Source organism: Lactonifactor longoviformis DSM 17459, assembly GCF_900129135.1.
Classification (GTDB): domain Bacteria; phylum Bacillota; class Clostridia; order Lachnospirales; family Lachnospiraceae; genus Lactonifactor; species Lactonifactor longoviformis.
In genome coordinates this window covers 19,239-36,582 of record NZ_FQVI01000023.1, presented here as the reverse complement: position 1 = coordinate 36,582, position 17,344 = coordinate 19,239, and the positions used below count along the sequence as shown (strand labels likewise).

Sequence of the window (17,344 nt, the reverse complement as noted above, 5' to 3'; positions counted from 1 at the left end):
CCTTTAGTCTTCCATGTAAAATCCCCACTGCCGGTTCTTGCTATCTCTCCATCCCCCCCTTGCCGGGGCAAGTCCTTCTGAGAATTCCCAAAAAACATTTCGGTTGGGATCTTCCTCTGCAAACCTAAGCTCTATCTGCGTCCCGGTTCTGTTATAATACTTATACTCCAGCACTTTTTCCAGTCCCCGGGCAGTCTCCTCAGCTACACCCACAAGACCATCTTTGCATATCCGGACCCTTTTATATCTGCAGGGAAGTATCTCTGTCCCTTCCGTATTGACAACACCATATCCTCCCTCTGCTCTCTGGGACTTCAAAAGGTTGTTCACGGCCGGAAAATACGAGGAATCCCGCCGCACCCTTCCCAAACCTGCAAAAAAGGTCCATGCCTCATCATACTGAAAGGGGATTTTTACATTCCCCTGTGTATCAATATACCCCCACCTGCCAGCAGTATCCTTCACAGCCGCAAGTCCATAGGAAAACCCCAGAGCATTGTCACCGTAATGAAAAGGTATCGCTGTCCTTCCCCTGGAATCGATATAGCCGTAGCGGCCCTCCACCTTTACAGCTGCCAATCCCTCATGAAAGCTCTGCCACTCTTCCGTGTTCTCAGGCAGAATGATGGTCATATTTCCCCAGTGATCAATATAGCCTTTCGTGCCGTCTTCTTTTTGCACGGCCGCCAATCCCTCACGGAAGCTTTTCGCTGTCCGCCATCTGTTTCCGAGTCCCGGCAGCTCCTTTCCGGTTTTGTCCAGGTACAGGAGTTCTCCGTCTCTGCATACCAGAGCCGTCCCGTCGGAAAAATCTTCTGCTTTTTCATACCTGCAGGGGATTCTTTCTCTTCCGCAGCTGTCAATATACCCATACAGGCCATTTTCATTTTGAACCGCACACATTCCCTCAGAAAAGTCTTCCACATGAGGATAGTACGCAGAAAGACAGCGTCCTGCGCCCTTCTCTCTGTCCACAAGGATAGAACGATTTCTGCCATTCTCATACAGATGCACAACCGCATAGCCTTCCGAAAATCTGGCGGGAGTATCTGCGTCATCCCTGCAGCACGATACCTGCAGCCGTGTTCCGTGAATACCCCAGTATTCCGTATGTTTGCTCCCGCTTCTGTCTGCTGTCACTTTTTTTACTGCCTGGAGATCGGAATCCCAGTGATAGCTGCCGTCCGTAAACGGGAGTATCACCTCCCCATACCGATTCAGGTACCCAGCGGTTCTTTCTCTGCAGAACTTATGAATACCGCCAAACCACCATACAGGAAATACCTCACTCTCATCGCACGCGCACTCATATTCACAGGGAACGGTGAGATATCCGTGGAGATCCACCCATCCGATCTTATCTCCCCTGCGTACAAAGATGGGATTTTCCCCCATCCATTGATTTTGGCAGTCTGTCCATACTTCATCAAACACCGGGCAGATTCTCATGCACCCTCCCCGGTCCGCAATCCCCCATTTCTCTCCTGCTTTCACGGGATAAACCTTTGCCGGTCCCTCAGGCATTGTTTCCAGAGAAAAGCCGGAATACTCCCACGATATCCCCGGCCCCCAAAGTTCTGCTCCCTGGGCTGCCGTTCCATCCTGGTTTTTCCACTGATACCCGCTGTCATACACAGCAAAGCTCCCCGCTTCTTCCGGATGATGCATATACTGCCACTGTTCCCCAAAGGTAACGCCAAGAGACATGCCCTCGTCATCATAGCTGGCATATCCATCCTTTTCCCTATAAATCTCGATCTGTTTTGCTCTCAGATACGTATTTCCCGCAGGATCAATCTGGTTATAAATTCTTTCACTGGCTTCTTCCCTTACCCATGCTCTTTCTCCGCAGAAATTGCCTGCATACACAAAGCGCGGCGGGATGACTTCCTGTCCCTTTTTGTCAATATACCCCCAACGTTCATTTTTAACAATCCAGGCCAGACCTTCGTGAAAGTCACCCCCTTCTTCATATCTGCAGGAAACCGTCTCCTCCCCGGACGTGTTGATATATCCGCTTTTCCCATTGCGCCTCACATGAATGAACCCTTCATGAAAATTCCCCATCCAATTGTATTGGCAGGGGACAATCTCTACCCCTTTTCTGTCGATCAGTCCATAAAGACTGTCTTTCCTTACACAGGACAATTCATCCGTAAATGCGTCTGCACCGTCATACCGGCAGGCACATACTTCCATTCCCCATGGATCCACATAGCCATATTTTCCTTCTTTTTTTACCCTGTGCAGAGGCACCCCAAGCCTTCTGTCGTATATCTCTTCATACACCAGAGAGGTATCTGTCACTGCATCCCCGAGCAATACCACCTCACGCTCTCTCCAGTTCCTGCCCTGTATCCTCTCTTCCAGCCTGAGTACCGGACTGCCCCCAAATACAATTACCTTGTGACATAACGTCTCCCAGTCTCTCCAAGGATAAGAGGAATAGCCGCAATTCAGCAGTATGATATAGCACGGTTCCCTCTTTGTATCCCTTTTTATTGCCTCCAGCCACTGTTCTCTTGTACACGCCAGAGTGATTTCCCTGCCATCCCTGATCTCAAAGGAAGCCGTAAGCTGTTCTACACACTGCTCCAGATCCTTTCGCCGCTCTGGCTCTTCTTGGAGCACTTCCCTGGCTTTCTCCCCAGTTAGAATCTGCTCCAGAATCGTCCTGTTCCCGTCTCTGTCCGGATATTCAGACCTGAGCCGCTCCACAATCTCCTCCACCCCTGCCTGTCCGTCCGGATTCAGCCTGCAGGTCCGCTGTGCCTGCGTCAGTTTTGAATACCATGGAGCAAATTCTGTTGTCAGATATTCTCCCGTCTCTGCTCCTTCCCGGTCCAGAAACTGAACCAGCATTTCCATGGTACGTACCTGATACTCTCTTCCCCCTGCATCCCTGAAAAAAAGTTTTCCCATACAGCTCCTCCTCTTTTTATAAAAGCCTCTGGCATATCCGGTAATGATTCATGTCACTGAATGTGCAATAAACCAGGCTGTTCAAGTTCAAATTAATATAAAGTCTTTCCTTATTCAGCTCCTGCATCATAAGCGCCAGGCTGTCCAGCTGCCGCCCTGAATAACTGCCCGGACGGTAATATGCCAGGGTGATATGAGGGGTGAACGGATAATCCAGCGCAGCTATCTCCTGAAACCTCTGGTAGAGCTCCATTAATTCCTGATAATCTTCCTTCCCCCAGGGCAGCAGAATCCACACCAGACTGCTGTTTACCATATTAAACAGATACGATGAAATCATCTGAATGTTTTTGGGATGTTCCCCTTGCAGAGAGCGGAAAATTCTTCGGACCTCCTTTTCGTTGTTCTCCATCCTCTCCTTTATCCGGCCAAGGTCTGTGCCGCTGGTCAAATCATGAAGTGTCATATGAAATGTCTCTTCCCTGAGAGGCTCCGCTAAAACGCCGGGAGCTGAAGCGTACAGTATCTGCTGTACCTCTTTCAGTCTGCACCTGATTCTGTCCTCCAGAAGAAAGCTTACCGTATCTCCATAAAAAGAACAAAACGCTCCATTGTCACTGACCTTGTCCTTAAGCTTATCATTCGTTTGCAACCCCTGTGTCCGTTCCGTGAGATTGTATCTCTCTAACTCTCTGATCCTGATATAAAAAGCATCTTTTGATTCCATCCTTCACCCTCCTGTCACTCCGGGGATTCGTCCTCCAGACGGCTTTTCAGCTCCTCAAGCTTCAGTTCTGCCCCTTTCATCCCGTCCAGTCCGGCCATCTCATACCAGTACATTGCCTTCTTCAGGTCCTTTTCAATGCCAAGACCATTTTCATATAAGTACCCCATATTATACCTGGCACAGGGTTCCCCCAGTTTTGCCGCTGCCTGATTGAACTCAAATGCCTTTTCATAATCCGGACGATCCGCCTGAAATTCTTTGGCTGCCAGTCTCAGCAGCAGTCTGCCTGATGTTTTTCTATCCATAATATTCACCTGCGCTTCTTCTTTTGTGTAGTGTAGTATTTATTTTGTATTTATATACTACAACCTTTGGATAGAAATGTCAACAAAAACAGCCTTTTACAGCGGCAGCAACAGTATGCTGCGATTGTCTGTAAAAGACTGCTTTTATCTATGTTTTAGCTTTTCTCTGTTCCTGTCCTGGCCTGCTTCAGCCTCCATGGCCCCAGAATCAGTACTGGTATCATAACAACAGGTATTTTCAATCCTGCCAGGAACCGGTATCCCCCTCCTACGATATTTCTCAGTCCCAAAACAGAAATTCCATATGCAATCAGAAGAAACACAAAAGACCAAAGGATACGCCTTTTGCGCTGACTGAATCTCTTCATGCTGTTTCCCACTCTGACACCTTCCAGTCTGGTTACTATGCTGAAAATCAAACCTACTCCTGTACTAATCATTGCACAGAATAGTGTAATCTGATACATTATGGACAAGAGCGGAACATCCGCGTCTCTCAGAATAAACAGTATGGGGAGATTCTCATGACTGCTTCCCGGAAAATATGCCAGCAGAAAAATACTTATCAGCCCCAGCATCAGGGCATTCAGCAGGGCTCCTCCCACAGAAATCCTAATGGAGTCTCTCTGTGAGGCAATGCCCAGGCTGGATGCTGCCAGTACCCCGATGAAGGTGCACTGGACACCTGCATATTTTAGCGAATCCAAAATTGCCCCGCCGATGCTTCCTTGTATCTCCCAGTTTCCCGCAACCTGACAGAGATTCTCCCAGCCATCTGCAATTCCATATACAGAGATGCACGTCAGGCATATTACAATAGGTATGGTAAGCAAGGTAGAGATATTTCTAAAAAACTCTGCTCCCAGGGAAGTACAAATTAGGATAATTACAGCAATAATAGCCAGCGAAATCAGATACGGCACCCCAAATACTTCTGACAGAAGCTCTCCTCCTCCTGCAAGAACCGCCCCTGTAATCAGGGCTGTTCCGATAACAGAAATCATATCCCAGATAATTCCAAATATACTGCCAAAAGGTGCATAAAATTTATGCGCAAATTCTTTATAATTATGTGTGTTACTGCGTCTGCAGAATTCCACTGCAATATACGCCATAACTCCCAATACGGCCATGGAAAGAAATGGTGTAACCAAGCCAATTGCCCCAAACTTTGTAAAATACTCGGCTGCCTGTACCCCGGTGGCAAATCCTGACCCGCAGTGTGTTGCAAACCAACCGGTAACACAGCCAATCCATATAGGTAAACTCTTTTTTTCGCCCATTGGCTATATGGCCCCCTATTCTGAATCCGTCACCTATCACCATAGGCAACGATCAACGCATCAATGGCTATAGCTCCCTTACCTTCCCCGTATACAAATACCGGATTCAGATCCATCTCAGCAATGGTATTTTTATGTTCCAGAGCGTACTGTGAAACCTTTACCATAATATCTGTCAGTGCCTTCAGATCGCAGGGACGGCTTCCCCTATATCCTTCCAGCATCTTGTAAGCCTTTAGCTGCCTGAGCATTCCCAGCGCTTCATAGGTATTTACCGGACAGGGACAAAGTGCCACATCTTTAAATATTTCCACAAAGATCCCGCCAAGTCCTGCCAGCAATACAGGTCCGAACTGGGGATCATTTGTGACTCCAATAATCATTTCAAGACCGGAGGGTGCCATTTCCTGGATGAGGATCCCGTCCAGTCTTGCATCCGGCATATACCTGCGGCAGTTTGCCAAAATCGAATCAAAGGCTTCCAGTGCCTCCTCACTGTTTCTGACATTCAGCCTTACGCCCCCTGCGTCTGTCTTATGCAGAATATCCGGAGAATTTACCTTCATTACCACCGGAAACTTCATTTTCCCGACTACCTCAGGTACATCTTCCCGAATTGCCGCTATACCCTGAGCCGGAATGGGAATCCCCAATTTTTGGATCTCCAGTTTGCTGTCCCATTCTGACATGGCACATTTTGTCCCGGTCGGTGCTTTATCCGGTGCCGATATGGCTAAAGTAGATTTTTCCCACTGAAATTCTACAAACTCTCCAAGTTTGCCCAGAACCTTGTAGGCAATCTCTGCACTGCTCAGCACCGGGATCCCGTGGGACTCTAATTTTTCTCTCCATACCTTATCCCTGTCTCCCTCATAAGAAGGTACCGCAAACAAAGCCGGAGCGTTCTCCTCATCCGAGATCTGAATCATAGCCTCCATACTGGTTATCTCTTTTTGAGGCACCCCCCGGGGCCCCGCTACGTTCATCCCTACCAGCACGCCTCCAATCTCCGGATCTTCTCCCATAGCCTTTATCACATTATATACTTTTTCCCGATCTGTGAAAAGGGATGTTGTTCCGTCCAGAGGATTTTTGGCGGCCGCAAAGGGTGGAATATAGTTTCTCATTTCCTTCAGCGTTTTCTCTTCCAAATCCGGAAGTTTTACATGGTATTTTTCACACAAATCCGCACAGATAGTATTCTCTCCCCCTGAGAAATTAATGCCGGCAAACCCATTCACCTTCGGCAGCCGTCCATTCAGCACACTATACATCTGGGCAGTACACAAAAGTTCTTCCAGACTGTCCACCATTACCGCCCCATACTTTTTAAAAACAGCCTGGTAAGTCCCCGCACTTCCAGCCAGATTGCCGGTGTGTGATGCAGCACTTTTTGCCCCTTTCTCAGATACACCTGACTTCAGTATAATCACCGGTTTCCTTTTTTTCGCAGCCTTTTCCAGCGCTCTGCAAAATGTAGACGCATCCTTTATTCCTTCCAGGTAAAGAGCACACACTTTAACATCGTCGCTGTCTACCAGATATTCCAGACACTCATCCAGGGTGAAGCAATTGCCGTTGCCTGTTGAAACCGCATATGAAATATTAAACTGCTCTAACTGTACAATATTAGCGGCAATGAATCCGCTCTGGGCAATGATACCTATCCCCGTCGGCCTGGTATCCAGATCGATCCAGGCCCCCAGGCCCCACATCATTATTTTATTTACATTGTTGATAATCCCCAGGCAGTTGGGCCCAACTACTTTCATATCATAGGTCCGGGCAATATCTTCCATTTCCTTCTCCATGGCAATCCCTTCCGAAGTGTGATCCTCGGAGAATCCGCTGGCGTATACCACCGCCCCTTTTACCCCAAGCTCTCCTGCCTCTCTGAGGATAGGATTGACTGTAGCTGCCGGGGTACAGATGAGTATGCAGTCAACAATCTCAGGCAGTTCTTTCAGGTCTTTATAACATTTCTTTCCCATACAGCTCTCCCGCCTGGGATGAACAAAATATACCCGGTCCCGAATATGGCTTTTCAGGGCATTGGCGCCGCTCCTCTGACCAAAAGCTCCTTCCTTGTCCGTTACGCCGATCACTGCCATGGACCGGGGATTCATTAAGCGTTCAATATCTGTCATTGTGCCCTCCTTCTTATGAAACTGCCCTGTACCCGCATTCTATTGCTTTTATATTTTTGTCGTTATATTTGCCTTTTCCTTTGCTTTCAAAAAACCTGCACATGGCAGCCGTGGCATACTCCAACTCAAACAGACTGCACTTTTTAATCACTGCTCCCGCCATAACCAGATTTTGCCCCTTCATGTTTTCTGCCTCCTGCGCCAGATGGACACAGTCAACAGAAATAACGGTCATTCCTTCTGGATAGTCATAATCCTGACGCACAGCATTGGAGTTTACAAATACCGTGGCATCCGGTTTGCAGAATTGCAGATAATCCAGAGAGGGTTCATTCATTGCAATGAGAATGTCCGCATCCTCCATGATGGGACTTCCAACCTTTTCCTGTACCGTTTCTCCAAACTTTACTACACAGTTTGCTTTTCCGCCTCTCATGGTCGGCCCATATGCAGGCATCCATACAGCATTCAGATCCTTCTGGGCAGCCATATAAGCAATGATCAGGCCGCCGGTAAGTACCCCCTGTCCTCCAAATCCGGCAAAAATAATTTCTTTCATTCCATTACACCCCTCTCTTCTTAAATTCACCAATGGGATATTCTTTCAGCATGTTTTCTTCCAGCCACTCCAGTGATTGCAGCGGTGACAGATTCCAGTTGGTGGGACATGGTGCCAGCACCTCTATCAGTGAATAGCCTTCTTCTTTTACCTGGGCTTCTAATCCATTCTTTATCATTTTTTTCAGCTGCCTGATATTCTTTGAGTCATTTACCGCACCTCTCGCCACATAAGCCACATGAGTAAACTGACTGGCTATCATTTCCGGCAGATGAAAGGGGTAACCTTTCTGTGCACAGTCGCGCCCCAGAGGCGTCGTGGTAGTTATCTGCTCCGGCAGAGTCGTCCAACTCATCTGTCCTCCCGTCATGCCGAAATTAGAATTGTTTACTGTGATTACCGTAATCTTTTCATTTCTGTATGCAGCGTTCAGTGTCTCGGCAATTCCGATTACCCCGGCATCTCCGTCACCCTGGTACGTAAAAATTAAGGTATCCTTTTTCGTATGCTTCATACCAGTAGCCACAGCTGCTGCTCTGCCGTGAGCACATTGGAATTTATCACCTTTAGTAAGAGTGTTCAGATTGCAAGAGCATCCTACACCCAAAACCGTAATATGATTATCCTTATACCCCAGCTCCTCTACTGCTTCCTGAATAAGCCTGTATGTAATACCATGGCCACACCCTGCACAAAACTGGTTGTTTTTATACATTATCTCCGGCGCCTGCTTTATCACATTCATCTAGAACACCTCCTTCATGGAACCATTTTTAACTTCCATATATTTTCCCATTACCATCTTTACTCCAGGAGTCCCCATACTGTGCGCATAGCAGTATACAGGTACTCTCTTATCGGAGGTTACCCTGGAGGCAAGCGCAACGTCTTCCACCATCTGACCCAGATCGTTGGATTCAATGCTGATAAACCCTTTTACCTGGGGATTTACCTCTTTAAATGCCTGCACCGGATAGGGCCATACCAGTCGGGGACGGATCAAACCAGCTTTCTCCCCTTTAGCTCTTAGTGTGTCCACAGCATCCCTGCAGACTCTGGCAGGCAGTCCGAAAGCCACAAACACATACTCCGCATCCTCAACCTGATAGTTTTCATATCTCTGCATCTGACTCTGGATTAATGCGGTTCGCTCCCGCAGTCTGGCGACCAGTGTATCTGTATCCGGGGACTGCCTCGTACCTATTTTCCCACTGCCGTCAATCCCCCACCCCAAAGGTTTCTCTCTTTTCTTATAAGGAGGAATCTCAACAGACTCCATCATCTGACCCAGAAATCCCTCTGAAAGAACTACCACGCCACACCTGTATTTTTCTGATACGTCCCAGGCCTCATAGATATCGTCTACCAGCTCCTGAATCGTGCTGGGGGAATAAACAATATGGTGATAATCCCCATGTCCTCCACCTTTCGTCTCACGCATGTAATCTGACTGGCCGCTGTCCAGCCTTCCAAGTCCCACGCCCCATCTCTGAACATTCAGACAGACATAGGGGAGTTCGCTTCTTGCCGCATAGGAGAAAGCTTCCGCTTTCAGACTGATCCCTGGTCCGGAAGATGCAGTCATAGCTCTGGCGCCGCAGGCAGCAGCCCCAATGACCATATTCATAGAAGCAATCTCATTTTCTCCCTGAATCATCTCCCGGTTTTCCTGAGGCATCCGCAGCGCAAGATGTTCCAGAACCTCTGTAGAAGGGGTAATCGGATACCCCGCAAAGAAATCCATTCCTGCCCGTATTGCTGCCTCTGCGGCAGCAACATTTCCTTTCATTAATTCTTTTGCCATAATTGATTCTTCCTCCTATTCTTCTGCAATGGTGTATACATAATCCGGACAAACAGTATAACATATTCCGCAGCCCACGCATGCCTCTGAATCCAGAACAACGACTTCATACCCCGCCTTGTTCAGCGCACTTCCCCTGGAAATTGCACTCTGTGGGCATGCCTTCACACAATATTGGCAGGATTTGCACCATTCCCCATTCATGATTGCTTTTTTACTCAATGATATCCCTCCTCTCTCATTAAAACTGGTTATCATAATTATTCTCTATGATTTTTACCAAATCGGTAATCAGCCTGTTATATGGCGTAGGCACCTGATACTTCTCGCCGTACCGGACAACGGCACCATTGAGAAAATCTATTTCTGTTTTTTTCTTATGGTACATATCCTGGGCCGTTGATGGAAGATGGCTATACATGGGACTTTCCGGAGAAATTCCTTTCTGTCCTCCTTTTTTCGCCGGTTCAGGCGGAACTTGAATCCCCATAGCCGCAGCAACCCTGCGCACTTCGTCAGCCACCTTTTCCGCAATATCCCTTCCTTCTCCGGCTGCCTGATAGGGGCCGAGGGGAAGTCTCACAATTCCACAGACCGGATTACCGGAACAATTCTTTGTCATTTTATACCACAGTAAAGGAGCAATATCTGCTTCCAGGGAAAAATTAAAACCGGCTTTCACAAAATATTCAGCAAATTCTTTCATTTCCGGAGTAATCTTCCTATTGGCAGCCCCAATCATCACCCGGGAAGTCGGGCTGATAAGAGCACTCACATGCCCGGGCTCCACCATCTTCCCACCGAATTCAATCAGGCCACTCATAATTTTGTCTCCCCCAAACACTTCTGACAAAATTTCTGCGTTCCCCATCCCATTCTGCACCGTAAGGATTACGGTACGTTCTTTAGCCAGACATTCTGCTCCCAGAGCAGCCCCTTTCGTGTACAGGCCTTTTACCAGAAAAATCATGGCATCCATCTTTTCCCCCAACTGATCGGCTGATGTATATGCCTTGATTTTGGCCGTATACTCTGTACCGTTTACTTCATAAATCAGCCCTTTTTCATTGATGGCATCCACATGCTCCTGAAATGGGTCTACAAAGTAAACCTCCGCACCAGTCCTGGACAGGTGCCCTCCTACGGTGCTCCCCATTGCACCAGCTCCAATAATTGCAATCTTCATGAAATGACCTCCTTTATTATTCTTTTTGTAGCTCTTTGTACTCAGCGATCTCTTTGCGCATCTCACTCAATTTATTCTGGTCCAGTTTAAAAAACAGAAAAATAATCAACGCTATCACACAGGCAGCTGCCGGCAGATATGTAACTACATTCATCAGATTTGCAGCTAGCGCAGGATTTGCTACGGTCTCTGCTCCCTGATATCCGGCCTGCACCAGTCCCCAATTTAATATGCTTACACCAATCACCTGAGAAATGGTGATTGCCATAAAATAAAATGACATTGCAGTGCCTTGGGCAACCGTCTCTTTTCCTCCCTTTTTTATGTTTTTCCACACTGCATAGTCAATAGCAGCCGCAAACAGTACGATATCGTATACCCCTTTCAATGAATAGAAAAACTGGGCAATGGTCATAAGAATGTTAAATCCCCAAAGACTGCTGCCGGTGACAGCCAGTCCCAGATGCGCACCTGTAATTGCTATAAGGATAATAATATAAAGTTTTTTAATATCCTTAATCACATATTTTAAAATGAACGGTGCCAAAAAGGTTGCTGCAATTGCCACAATCTGGGTTGCTGCTTTATACCAGGCCATTAAAGTTACATCTCCAATCACATACTTAAAAAAGTAGGGTGCCATGGGTGCAGCGACAAAATATCTCACAATAGCGAAAGAGCAGGTCAGAAATACAATCAGCAGCGGTTTATTGGAAACAATCTGCCGGAGCATGGCTGATACATTAGCTTTCCCTCTTTTTCCCTGACGTTTTATCTCTTTCACCGTTTCTTTTAGTTCCCCTACCGTTGCATTTTTATATTCAAAGGCTACGGTTAGGTACAGAATTATAGTAATACTGCAAAAAATCAACAGTGTAAAGAAAAAGCCCTGCGCATCCTCTGCTTTCCCTGTTGCAGACAGCTTTACAATCAGCAGCGGACCGGCCACCCCTACCAGAAACCGACAAACCTCTTTGAACAGGTTACTGGAGGTTGAAACCACGGATACCTCATTTTCATTTTTGGCCAGAGTAGGTATTGCGCCTTTATACCCGTTGAACAGCAGCGTATTAAAGATATATGCTGATACAAAAAAAACTATGGTAACTGGCGTAGGCAGCTTTGCCCATGCTGACCCTGCCATGGCCATAAAAAAAGCGGTAAGAACAAAAGGCATGTAGCGGATCCAAGGCAGAAATTTATCCTTGCTTTTAAAAGGATTACTATCAATAATTACTCCTGTAACCGGTGAAAAGAAGACTTTAAAAATATTCATAGCTGAAATGATAGTCCCTGTCATCACCGGATTCATATTTGCTATGTTCGTCAAAAAAAAGTTTTGGAAATCTTTAAAGAAATCATACATAAACTGATAGGCGCCTTCCCCAATCCCAAACGTAATCAGCGCCCGCTTTCTTCTTTTTTCCTGATTCATCCCATATACCTCCCATTTTTTGAACATGTTCAATTTTCATCATTATTAAACGCGTTCAAATACGCGTCTTAAAAATGTTCTGTGTCTGCACAGAACATTTAATGATATACAATTTTATATCCTTGTTCCAGGTGTATGCCGCATTCTTTATAATGCTGCAAGGTAATATCCACCAGCTCATCCAGCCTGCTTTTATCCTTAAAAAACTGAAGGCTGTAACTGTTGAGAAAAAATCTCACAATATCTCTCTTAGATACATTATGCTCTTCTCTGTCCACATTGACCAATTTGGGTTTCTGAGCCGGTATCGTTATACTGAACAGATATCGGTATCCCGCATCAATATTTGTATTTCTTAGAATATGGGCTGACATTTCATACATATACTGCTCCATCTCCTCCGTATAACATATCCCATTGTATAAATCCAGAAGGGGCTGGCTTTCCATCAGCAGCATGGCATCAAAAATAATTACATGAGAAGCCTCAAAATCATAATCCTCTCCGGCCGGAAAACGTCTTTTTATAATCTCAAAAAGCTCTCTTCTGAAACTGGAATAAATCTTGGCACACAGCCCGTCTTTGGACCCAAAATAATAATTGGCAAGTCCTACACTTATTTCAGCCTCCTTTGCAATTTTACGGATTGTAGTGTTCTTGTAGCCCAATTCATAAAATAGATTACGGGCTACTGCTTCTATCCTTTCGCATGTCTCTTTCTCCAAGTTTGGCACTACTTTCTCCTTTCTTGAACACGTTCAATATACTTATATTATACCAATGATTCTGTAAAATACAATTGACATTTCAAACAATAATCTGCATAAAAATTCAGTACTATTTTCATAAAGAAAATTATACTGAATTTTTAATGTTTTACTCACAATAATTCCATTACCTCTTTCACTTTCCCGCGGATTCTCTGTATGGCATTATCTATGGATTTTCCCGGTTTTTCTAATATCTCCGCAATCTTCAGGTAGCCGTATCCCTCCAGGTACAGGTCCAGCACTTTATTTTCAAAGGGACTTAGCCTTTTCCGTATTCTTTCCCGCATGCCAGCCGCGCTTTCCTGAGCAATCACAATCGACTCCGGATCCTGCTGCCACAGATTTTCTGATTCCAGGGCAGGATCCCCCTCCTCGTTGCTCAGGGAAATATAGGTGTTCAAGGGTCTGTGCTTCTGCCGGTTGGACAGCTGTATGGCATTATAAATCTGCCTGTCAATGCACAGACTGGCAAAAGTGGCAAAGGACGCCTTTTTGTCCGGAAGATAATCCCTGACGGCTTTAAAAAGACCAATCATCCCCTCCTGTATCAGGTCATCCGTCTCACCGCCCATGAGAAACATAGCATGGGCTTTTTTCCGCACCAGGCTCTTATATTTATCTATCAGATAATCTTCTATCTCCTGATTGCCCTCCCGGAGCAGGGTAATCAGCTCTTCGTCTGTACATTCCTCATAATCCTTCATTCTATCCCCCCCGTATCCATATCCCTGGTATACTGCTTTATCCCTGGAGCCTCTGCCGAAGAATCTCATAGGCCAGTACCCCGGCGGCCACCGAAGCATTCAGAGAGTCAATATCTCCTCTCATGGGGATGGAGGCCGTAAAATCACACGTTTCCTTTACCAGACGGCTTACTCCCTCTCCCTCATTCCCAATAACAAGTCCGATGGGGCCTTTCAGATTCACCTCATACATAGTGCTCCCACCCATGTCCGCGCATACAAACCACAGCCCCTCTTTTTTAAGCTCCTCTATAGTATGCACCAGATTCGTAACCTTTGCCACAGGCGTATAGTTCAGAGCACCGGCCGAAGTTCTGGCAACGGTTGCAGTCAGCCCCACTGCCCGCCGCTTTGGTATCACCACCCCGTGGGCTCCCACGAGATTGGCCGTACGGATAATGGCTCCCAGATTATGGGGATCCTCGATGTTATCCAGAAAAAAGAGAAACGGAGGCTCCTCCTTTTTCTGTGCCAGTGCAAGGATATCCTCTATTTCCGCATACTGATAGGCAGCCGTCACCGCAATCACACCCTGGTGCTTCCCTGTCTCTGACATCTGATCCAGCCGTTCCTTTTTAACAAAACTGATAATGGTGTCCTTCTTTTTGGCTTCTCTCAAAATTGAGCGCACCGGGCCGTCCTGGCAGCCGTCCAGGACAAAAAGCTTGTCCACCGCACGGCCGGAACGGAAAGCCTCCAGCACGGCATTGCGCCCTTCTACTTTATTTTCCTGGAATCTGCTTTCCTCCATAATACTCTCCCTTTTCTAATCCTATTTTTATCAAATCCAGCATGCGCTTCCACTGTTCAGTGAGGTACAGGTATCCCATTAACGCCTCAAATCCAGTGGCCCTGCGGTAGTCTGACATAGTCGCGTTCTTAGCCATAGTCATAGATTTGGCATTTCTGCCTCTTTTGTAAACAGCCTCTTCTTCTTCCGTGAGCAGTTCCATAAGATGTTCCATCATGGAAGACTGTGCCGAAGCCTTTACCATCGTGCTGGCCCTCTTATGCAGCTTATTCACCTGGGAATTCCCCCGTTCCACCAGAATGGTTCGGATAATCAGGTCATAGATAGCATCCCCGATGTATGCCAGTGTCAGCGGGGAATAGGTGCGGATATCCGTATTCCCCAGGTGGAACTGTTCCTTTAAATACTTTAAGCTCTCTTCCATTTTACCCCTTCTCTTGTATCCTCCAGGATAATTCCCATCCCCAGAAGCTGATCTCTGATTTCATCGGCACGGGCAAAGTTCTTTGCCTTTCTTGCGGCCTGACGTTCTTCTATTAAAGTTTCAATGTCAGAATCCAGCATCTCTTCTTCTTTCTCCACAATGAGTCCCAGCACACCGCAAAGCTTCAGAATGGTTTCTTTTACTTTTCTGAGGAATGCCAGTGTGCTTTCCCCTGTGCAGCTGGTATTGGCAAATTTTACAAGTTCAAAAACTGCGGAGACAGCATCTGCCGTGTTAAAATCGTCGTCCATGGCCTCTTCAAACTTTGCCGTGTAGGAAGTAAGCTCATTTACTTTCTCCTGCTCAGTCTGAGACATCTCATCCCCCTGGGCAGACTTCATAAGATAATTGAGGCTGTCCACAGCTGTGATGATTCTGTCCAGACCGTTTTTCGAAGCCTCCATCAATTCCTGGCTGAAATTCAGCGGACTTCTGTAATGGGCGCTTAGCATAAAGAAGCGAAGCACCTGGAGATCATATTTCTCTCCAATCTCTCTGACAGTAAAGAAATTCCCCAAAGATTTTGACATTTTCCTGTTGTCAATATTGAGAAAGGCATTGTGCAGCCAGTATTTTGCGAATGGTTTGCCGTTGCAGCACTCACTCTGGGCAATCTCATTTTCATGGTGCGGGAAGATTAGATCCTCTCCTCCGGCGTGAATGTCGATCTCTTCTCCCAGATATTTTTTAGACATCTCAGAGCACTCAATATGCCAGCCCGGGCGTCCTTCGCCCCAGGGGGACTGCCATGCCGGTTCTCCTTCCTTTTTCGGCTTCCAGAGAACAAAGTCCAGGGGATCTTCCTTTTGATCCTCCCCTGATACCTGGATGGCCCGGAATCCGGACTGAAGATCTTCTATGTTTTTGTGGGAGAGCTTGCCGTACTCCTTAAATTGTTTTACCCGGAAATACACGGTTCCTTTTACTTCATAGGCAAATCCTTTTTCTATCAAGGAGGCGATCATAGCAATCATACCCCCGATTTCCTGGGTGGCCAGAGGATGAGTGGTAGCAGGCTTTACGTTCATGTCTGCCATATCCTTTTTGCACTCCTTAATATAGCGTGTGGAGATCTCCTCCGGGCTTACCCCTTCTTCCTGGGCCTTTGCGATTATCTTGTCATCCACATCTGTGAAGTTAGAGACATAATTTACCTCATACCCTTTGTACTCCATATACCGTCTGGCAGTATCGAAAACAATCATGGGTCTGGCGTTGCCTATATGGATAAAATTATATACGGTAGGTCCGCATACATACATCTTTACCTTGCCCTCCTCAAGAGGAATAAATTCTTCTTTTCTTTTTGTTAACGTATTATAGACTTTCATATGATTCTCCTTTATCTTCTATTTCTTTTTCCGTCTGCCTGCAGTTTTTCTCACAGTGCCGCAGCTCTCTCTCCATTTCCAGAATCCGGCTTCTCAGCCGGTTATTCTCATCCTGCAGAATCTTGATATCCTCCCAGACAGGATCCGGAAGATGAACATGATCCATATCATTCCTGGGAATTCTGACATTATCCCTTTTTACTATGTGCCCCGGCACACCAACCACGGTACAGTTTGGCGGCACCTCGCTGAGTACCACAGATCCCGCCCCAATCTTAGAGTTTTCCCCAACGGTAAAGGAACCAATGAGCTTAGCCCCTGCGCTGACCATTACATTGTCTTCCAGCGTGGGATGACGCTTCCCGGTCTCTTTTCCGGTACCTCCCAGGGTAACCCCCTGATAGAGCGTAACATTATCTCCGATAATCGAGGTCTCACCAATAATAACCCCGCTTCCATGGTCTATAAAAAGTCCTTTTCCTATGGTTGCCCCGGGGTGGATTTCTATCCCTGTTTTATGGGCAGCCTTCTGGGAAATCCATCTGGCCAGAAAATAATGGCCTTTCAAGTATAGTTTATGTGCTCTTCTGTATTTTAACATAACTTTAAAACTTGGGTACAGCAGCACCTCCCAGGGTGTCTTTATCGCCGGGTCCCGTTCTGTGATTACTTTAAACTCTTCTCTAAAATGCTGGATAAACCCCATGGTATCACCCTTTCTTTCTAAAATCAATATCTCTGAAAAAAGAAAAAGCTCCGTCTCTTACACAAGAGACGAAGCTGGTCCGCGGTTCCACTCTACTAGAGGATACACCGGATCCTCCCCTTCTTTCATTTAACGCATGAGTAACGTACCGGACTACTGGCGGCAGATGCCTGTTCACCCGGTCAGCTCCA

At 46.6% G+C, this 17,344-nt stretch carries 17 protein-coding genes and 1 other annotated feature (1 of these 18 running past the window's edge); all 17 genes read right to left on the bottom strand.

The features are described 5' to 3' along the window. Positions 1–3 precede the first annotated feature (3 nt). Positions 4–2,922: a WG repeat-containing protein gene (locus tag BUA56_RS17160; RefSeq protein ID WP_072853921.1), complete on the bottom strand. Its 2,919-nt coding sequence runs from the start codon at positions 2,920–2,922 to the stop codon at positions 4–6. A 16-nt stretch (positions 2,923–2,938) separates the two neighbouring features. After that, positions 2,939–3,649, bottom strand: coding sequence for a 2'-5' RNA ligase family protein (locus tag BUA56_RS17155; protein WP_072853920.1), 711 nt, complete (start codon positions 3,647–3,649; stop codon positions 2,939–2,941). Between the two features lie 14 nt (positions 3,650–3,663). Further along, complete coding sequence (locus tag BUA56_RS23915; protein ID WP_072853919.1) at positions 3,664–3,954, bottom strand: tetratricopeptide repeat protein; 291 nt, start codon at positions 3,952–3,954, stop codon at positions 3,664–3,666. Between the two features lie 155 nt (positions 3,955–4,109). Beyond that, positions 4,110–5,237 (bottom strand): YkvI family membrane protein, encoded by a 1,128-nt coding sequence (locus BUA56_RS17145; RefSeq protein ID WP_072853918.1) that lies wholly within the window; start codon positions 5,235–5,237, stop codon positions 4,110–4,112. Between the two features lie 29 nt (positions 5,238–5,266). After that, positions 5,267–7,384 carry an acetate--CoA ligase family protein gene (locus tag BUA56_RS17140; protein ID WP_072853917.1) on the bottom strand — a complete coding sequence of 706 codons (2,118 nt, stop codon included), beginning with the start codon at positions 7,382–7,384 and terminating at the stop codon, positions 5,267–5,269. Between the two features lie 13 nt (positions 7,385–7,397). Next, on the bottom strand, positions 7,398–7,943 hold the full coding sequence (locus BUA56_RS17135; protein WP_072853916.1) for a 2-oxoacid:acceptor oxidoreductase family protein: 546 nt from the start codon (positions 7,941–7,943) through the stop codon (positions 7,398–7,400). Positions 7,944–7,947: 4 nt separating this feature from the next. Beyond that, positions 7,948–8,688 carry a thiamine pyrophosphate-dependent enzyme gene (locus BUA56_RS17130; RefSeq protein WP_072853915.1) on the bottom strand — a complete coding sequence of 247 codons (741 nt, stop codon included), beginning with the start codon at positions 8,686–8,688 and terminating at the stop codon, positions 7,948–7,950. Further along, positions 8,689–9,747: a 3-methyl-2-oxobutanoate dehydrogenase subunit VorB gene (locus BUA56_RS17125; protein ID WP_072853914.1), complete on the bottom strand. Its 1,059-nt coding sequence runs from the start codon at positions 9,745–9,747 to the stop codon at positions 8,689–8,691. It abuts the gene before it with no gap. 15 nt (positions 9,748–9,762) lie between these two features. Continuing rightward, a complete protein-coding gene (locus BUA56_RS17120) occupies positions 9,763–9,969 on the bottom strand; it encodes a 4Fe-4S dicluster domain-containing protein (RefSeq protein WP_242946788.1) in 207 nt (68 codons plus the stop codon). A 19-nt stretch (positions 9,970–9,988) separates the two neighbouring features. Continuing rightward, a complete protein-coding gene (locus BUA56_RS17115) occupies positions 9,989–10,933 on the bottom strand; it encodes a ketopantoate reductase family protein (RefSeq protein ID WP_072853913.1) in 945 nt (314 codons plus the stop codon). Between the two features lie 16 nt (positions 10,934–10,949). Continuing rightward, positions 10,950–12,368, bottom strand: coding sequence for an MFS transporter (locus tag BUA56_RS17110; RefSeq protein WP_072853912.1), 1,419 nt, complete (start codon positions 12,366–12,368; stop codon positions 10,950–10,952). A gap of 98 nt (positions 12,369–12,466) precedes the next feature. Continuing rightward, a complete protein-coding gene (locus BUA56_RS17105) occupies positions 12,467–13,093 on the bottom strand; it encodes a TetR/AcrR family transcriptional regulator (protein WP_158641017.1) in 627 nt (208 codons plus the stop codon). A gap of 155 nt (positions 13,094–13,248) precedes the next feature. Next, positions 13,249–13,842, bottom strand: coding sequence for a sigma-70 family RNA polymerase sigma factor (locus BUA56_RS17100; protein ID WP_072853993.1), 594 nt, complete (start codon positions 13,840–13,842; stop codon positions 13,249–13,251). A gap of 37 nt (positions 13,843–13,879) precedes the next feature. Continuing rightward, positions 13,880–14,632, bottom strand: coding sequence for a 23S rRNA (guanosine(2251)-2'-O)-methyltransferase RlmB (gene rlmB / locus BUA56_RS17095; RefSeq protein WP_072853910.1), 753 nt, complete (start codon positions 14,630–14,632; stop codon positions 13,880–13,882). Then, positions 14,604–15,056 (bottom strand): Mini-ribonuclease 3, encoded by a 453-nt coding sequence (locus BUA56_RS17090; RefSeq protein ID WP_072853909.1) that lies wholly within the window; start codon positions 15,054–15,056, stop codon positions 14,604–14,606. The genes rlmB and BUA56_RS17090 overlap by 29 nt, the downstream gene beginning before the upstream one ends. Further along, on the bottom strand, positions 15,041–16,447 hold the full coding sequence (gene cysS, locus BUA56_RS17085; RefSeq protein WP_072853907.1) for a cysteine--tRNA ligase: 1,407 nt from the start codon (positions 16,445–16,447) through the stop codon (positions 15,041–15,043). Before cysS ends, BUA56_RS17090 begins: the two co-directional genes overlap by 16 nt. Next, a complete protein-coding gene (gene epsC, locus BUA56_RS17080; protein WP_072853991.1) occupies positions 16,434–17,153 on the bottom strand; it encodes a serine O-acetyltransferase EpsC in 720 nt (239 codons plus the stop codon). Before epsC ends, cysS begins: the two co-directional genes overlap by 14 nt. Before the next feature lie 61 nt (positions 17,154–17,214). Next, positions 17,215–17,344 (bottom strand) — a binding site (T-box leader) (it continues 102 nt past the right edge of the window).

Coding starts and splice junctions, on each gene's coding strand:
- rlmB (WP_072853910.1), bottom strand. CDS start 14,632: ATGGAGGAAAGCAGATTCCAGGAAAATAAAGTAGAAGGGCGCAATGCC.
- BUA56_RS17125 (WP_072853914.1), bottom strand. CDS start 9,747: ATGGCAAAAGAATTAATGAAAGGAAATGTTGCTGCCGCAGAGGCAGCA.
- cysS (WP_072853907.1), bottom strand. CDS start 16,447: ATGAAAGTCTATAATACGTTAACAAAAAGAAAAGAAGAATTTATTCCT.
- BUA56_RS17130 (WP_072853915.1), bottom strand. CDS start 8,688: ATGAATGTGATAAAGCAGGCGCCGGAGATAATGTATAAAAACAACCAG.
- BUA56_RS23915 (WP_072853919.1), bottom strand. CDS start 3,954: ATGGATAGAAAAACATCAGGCAGACTGCTGCTGAGACTGGCAGCCAAA.
- epsC (WP_072853991.1), bottom strand. CDS start 17,153: ATGGGGTTTATCCAGCATTTTAGAGAAGAGTTTAAAGTAATCACAGAA.
- BUA56_RS17090 (WP_072853909.1), bottom strand. CDS start 15,056: ATGGAAGAGAGCTTAAAGTATTTAAAGGAACAGTTCCACCTGGGGAAT.
- BUA56_RS17115 (WP_072853913.1), bottom strand. CDS start 10,933: ATGAAGATTGCAATTATTGGAGCTGGTGCAATGGGGAGCACCGTAGGA.
- BUA56_RS17100 (WP_072853993.1), bottom strand. CDS start 13,842: ATGAAGGATTATGAGGAATGTACAGACGAAGAGCTGATTACCCTGCTC.
- BUA56_RS17135 (WP_072853916.1), bottom strand. CDS start 7,943: ATGAAAGAAATTATTTTTGCCGGATTTGGAGGACAGGGGGTACTTACC.
- BUA56_RS17110 (WP_072853912.1), bottom strand. CDS start 12,368: ATGAATCAGGAAAAAAGAAGAAAGCGGGCGCTGATTACGTTTGGGATT.
- BUA56_RS17160 (WP_072853921.1), bottom strand. CDS start 2,922: ATGGGAAAACTTTTTTTCAGGGATGCAGGGGGAAGAGAGTATCAGGTA.
- BUA56_RS17145 (WP_072853918.1), bottom strand. CDS start 5,237: ATGGGCGAAAAAAAGAGTTTACCTATATGGATTGGCTGTGTTACCGGT.
- BUA56_RS17140 (WP_072853917.1), bottom strand. CDS start 7,384: ATGACAGATATTGAACGCTTAATGAATCCCCGGTCCATGGCAGTGATC.
- BUA56_RS17155 (WP_072853920.1), bottom strand. CDS start 3,649: ATGGAATCAAAAGATGCTTTTTATATCAGGATCAGAGAGTTAGAGAGA.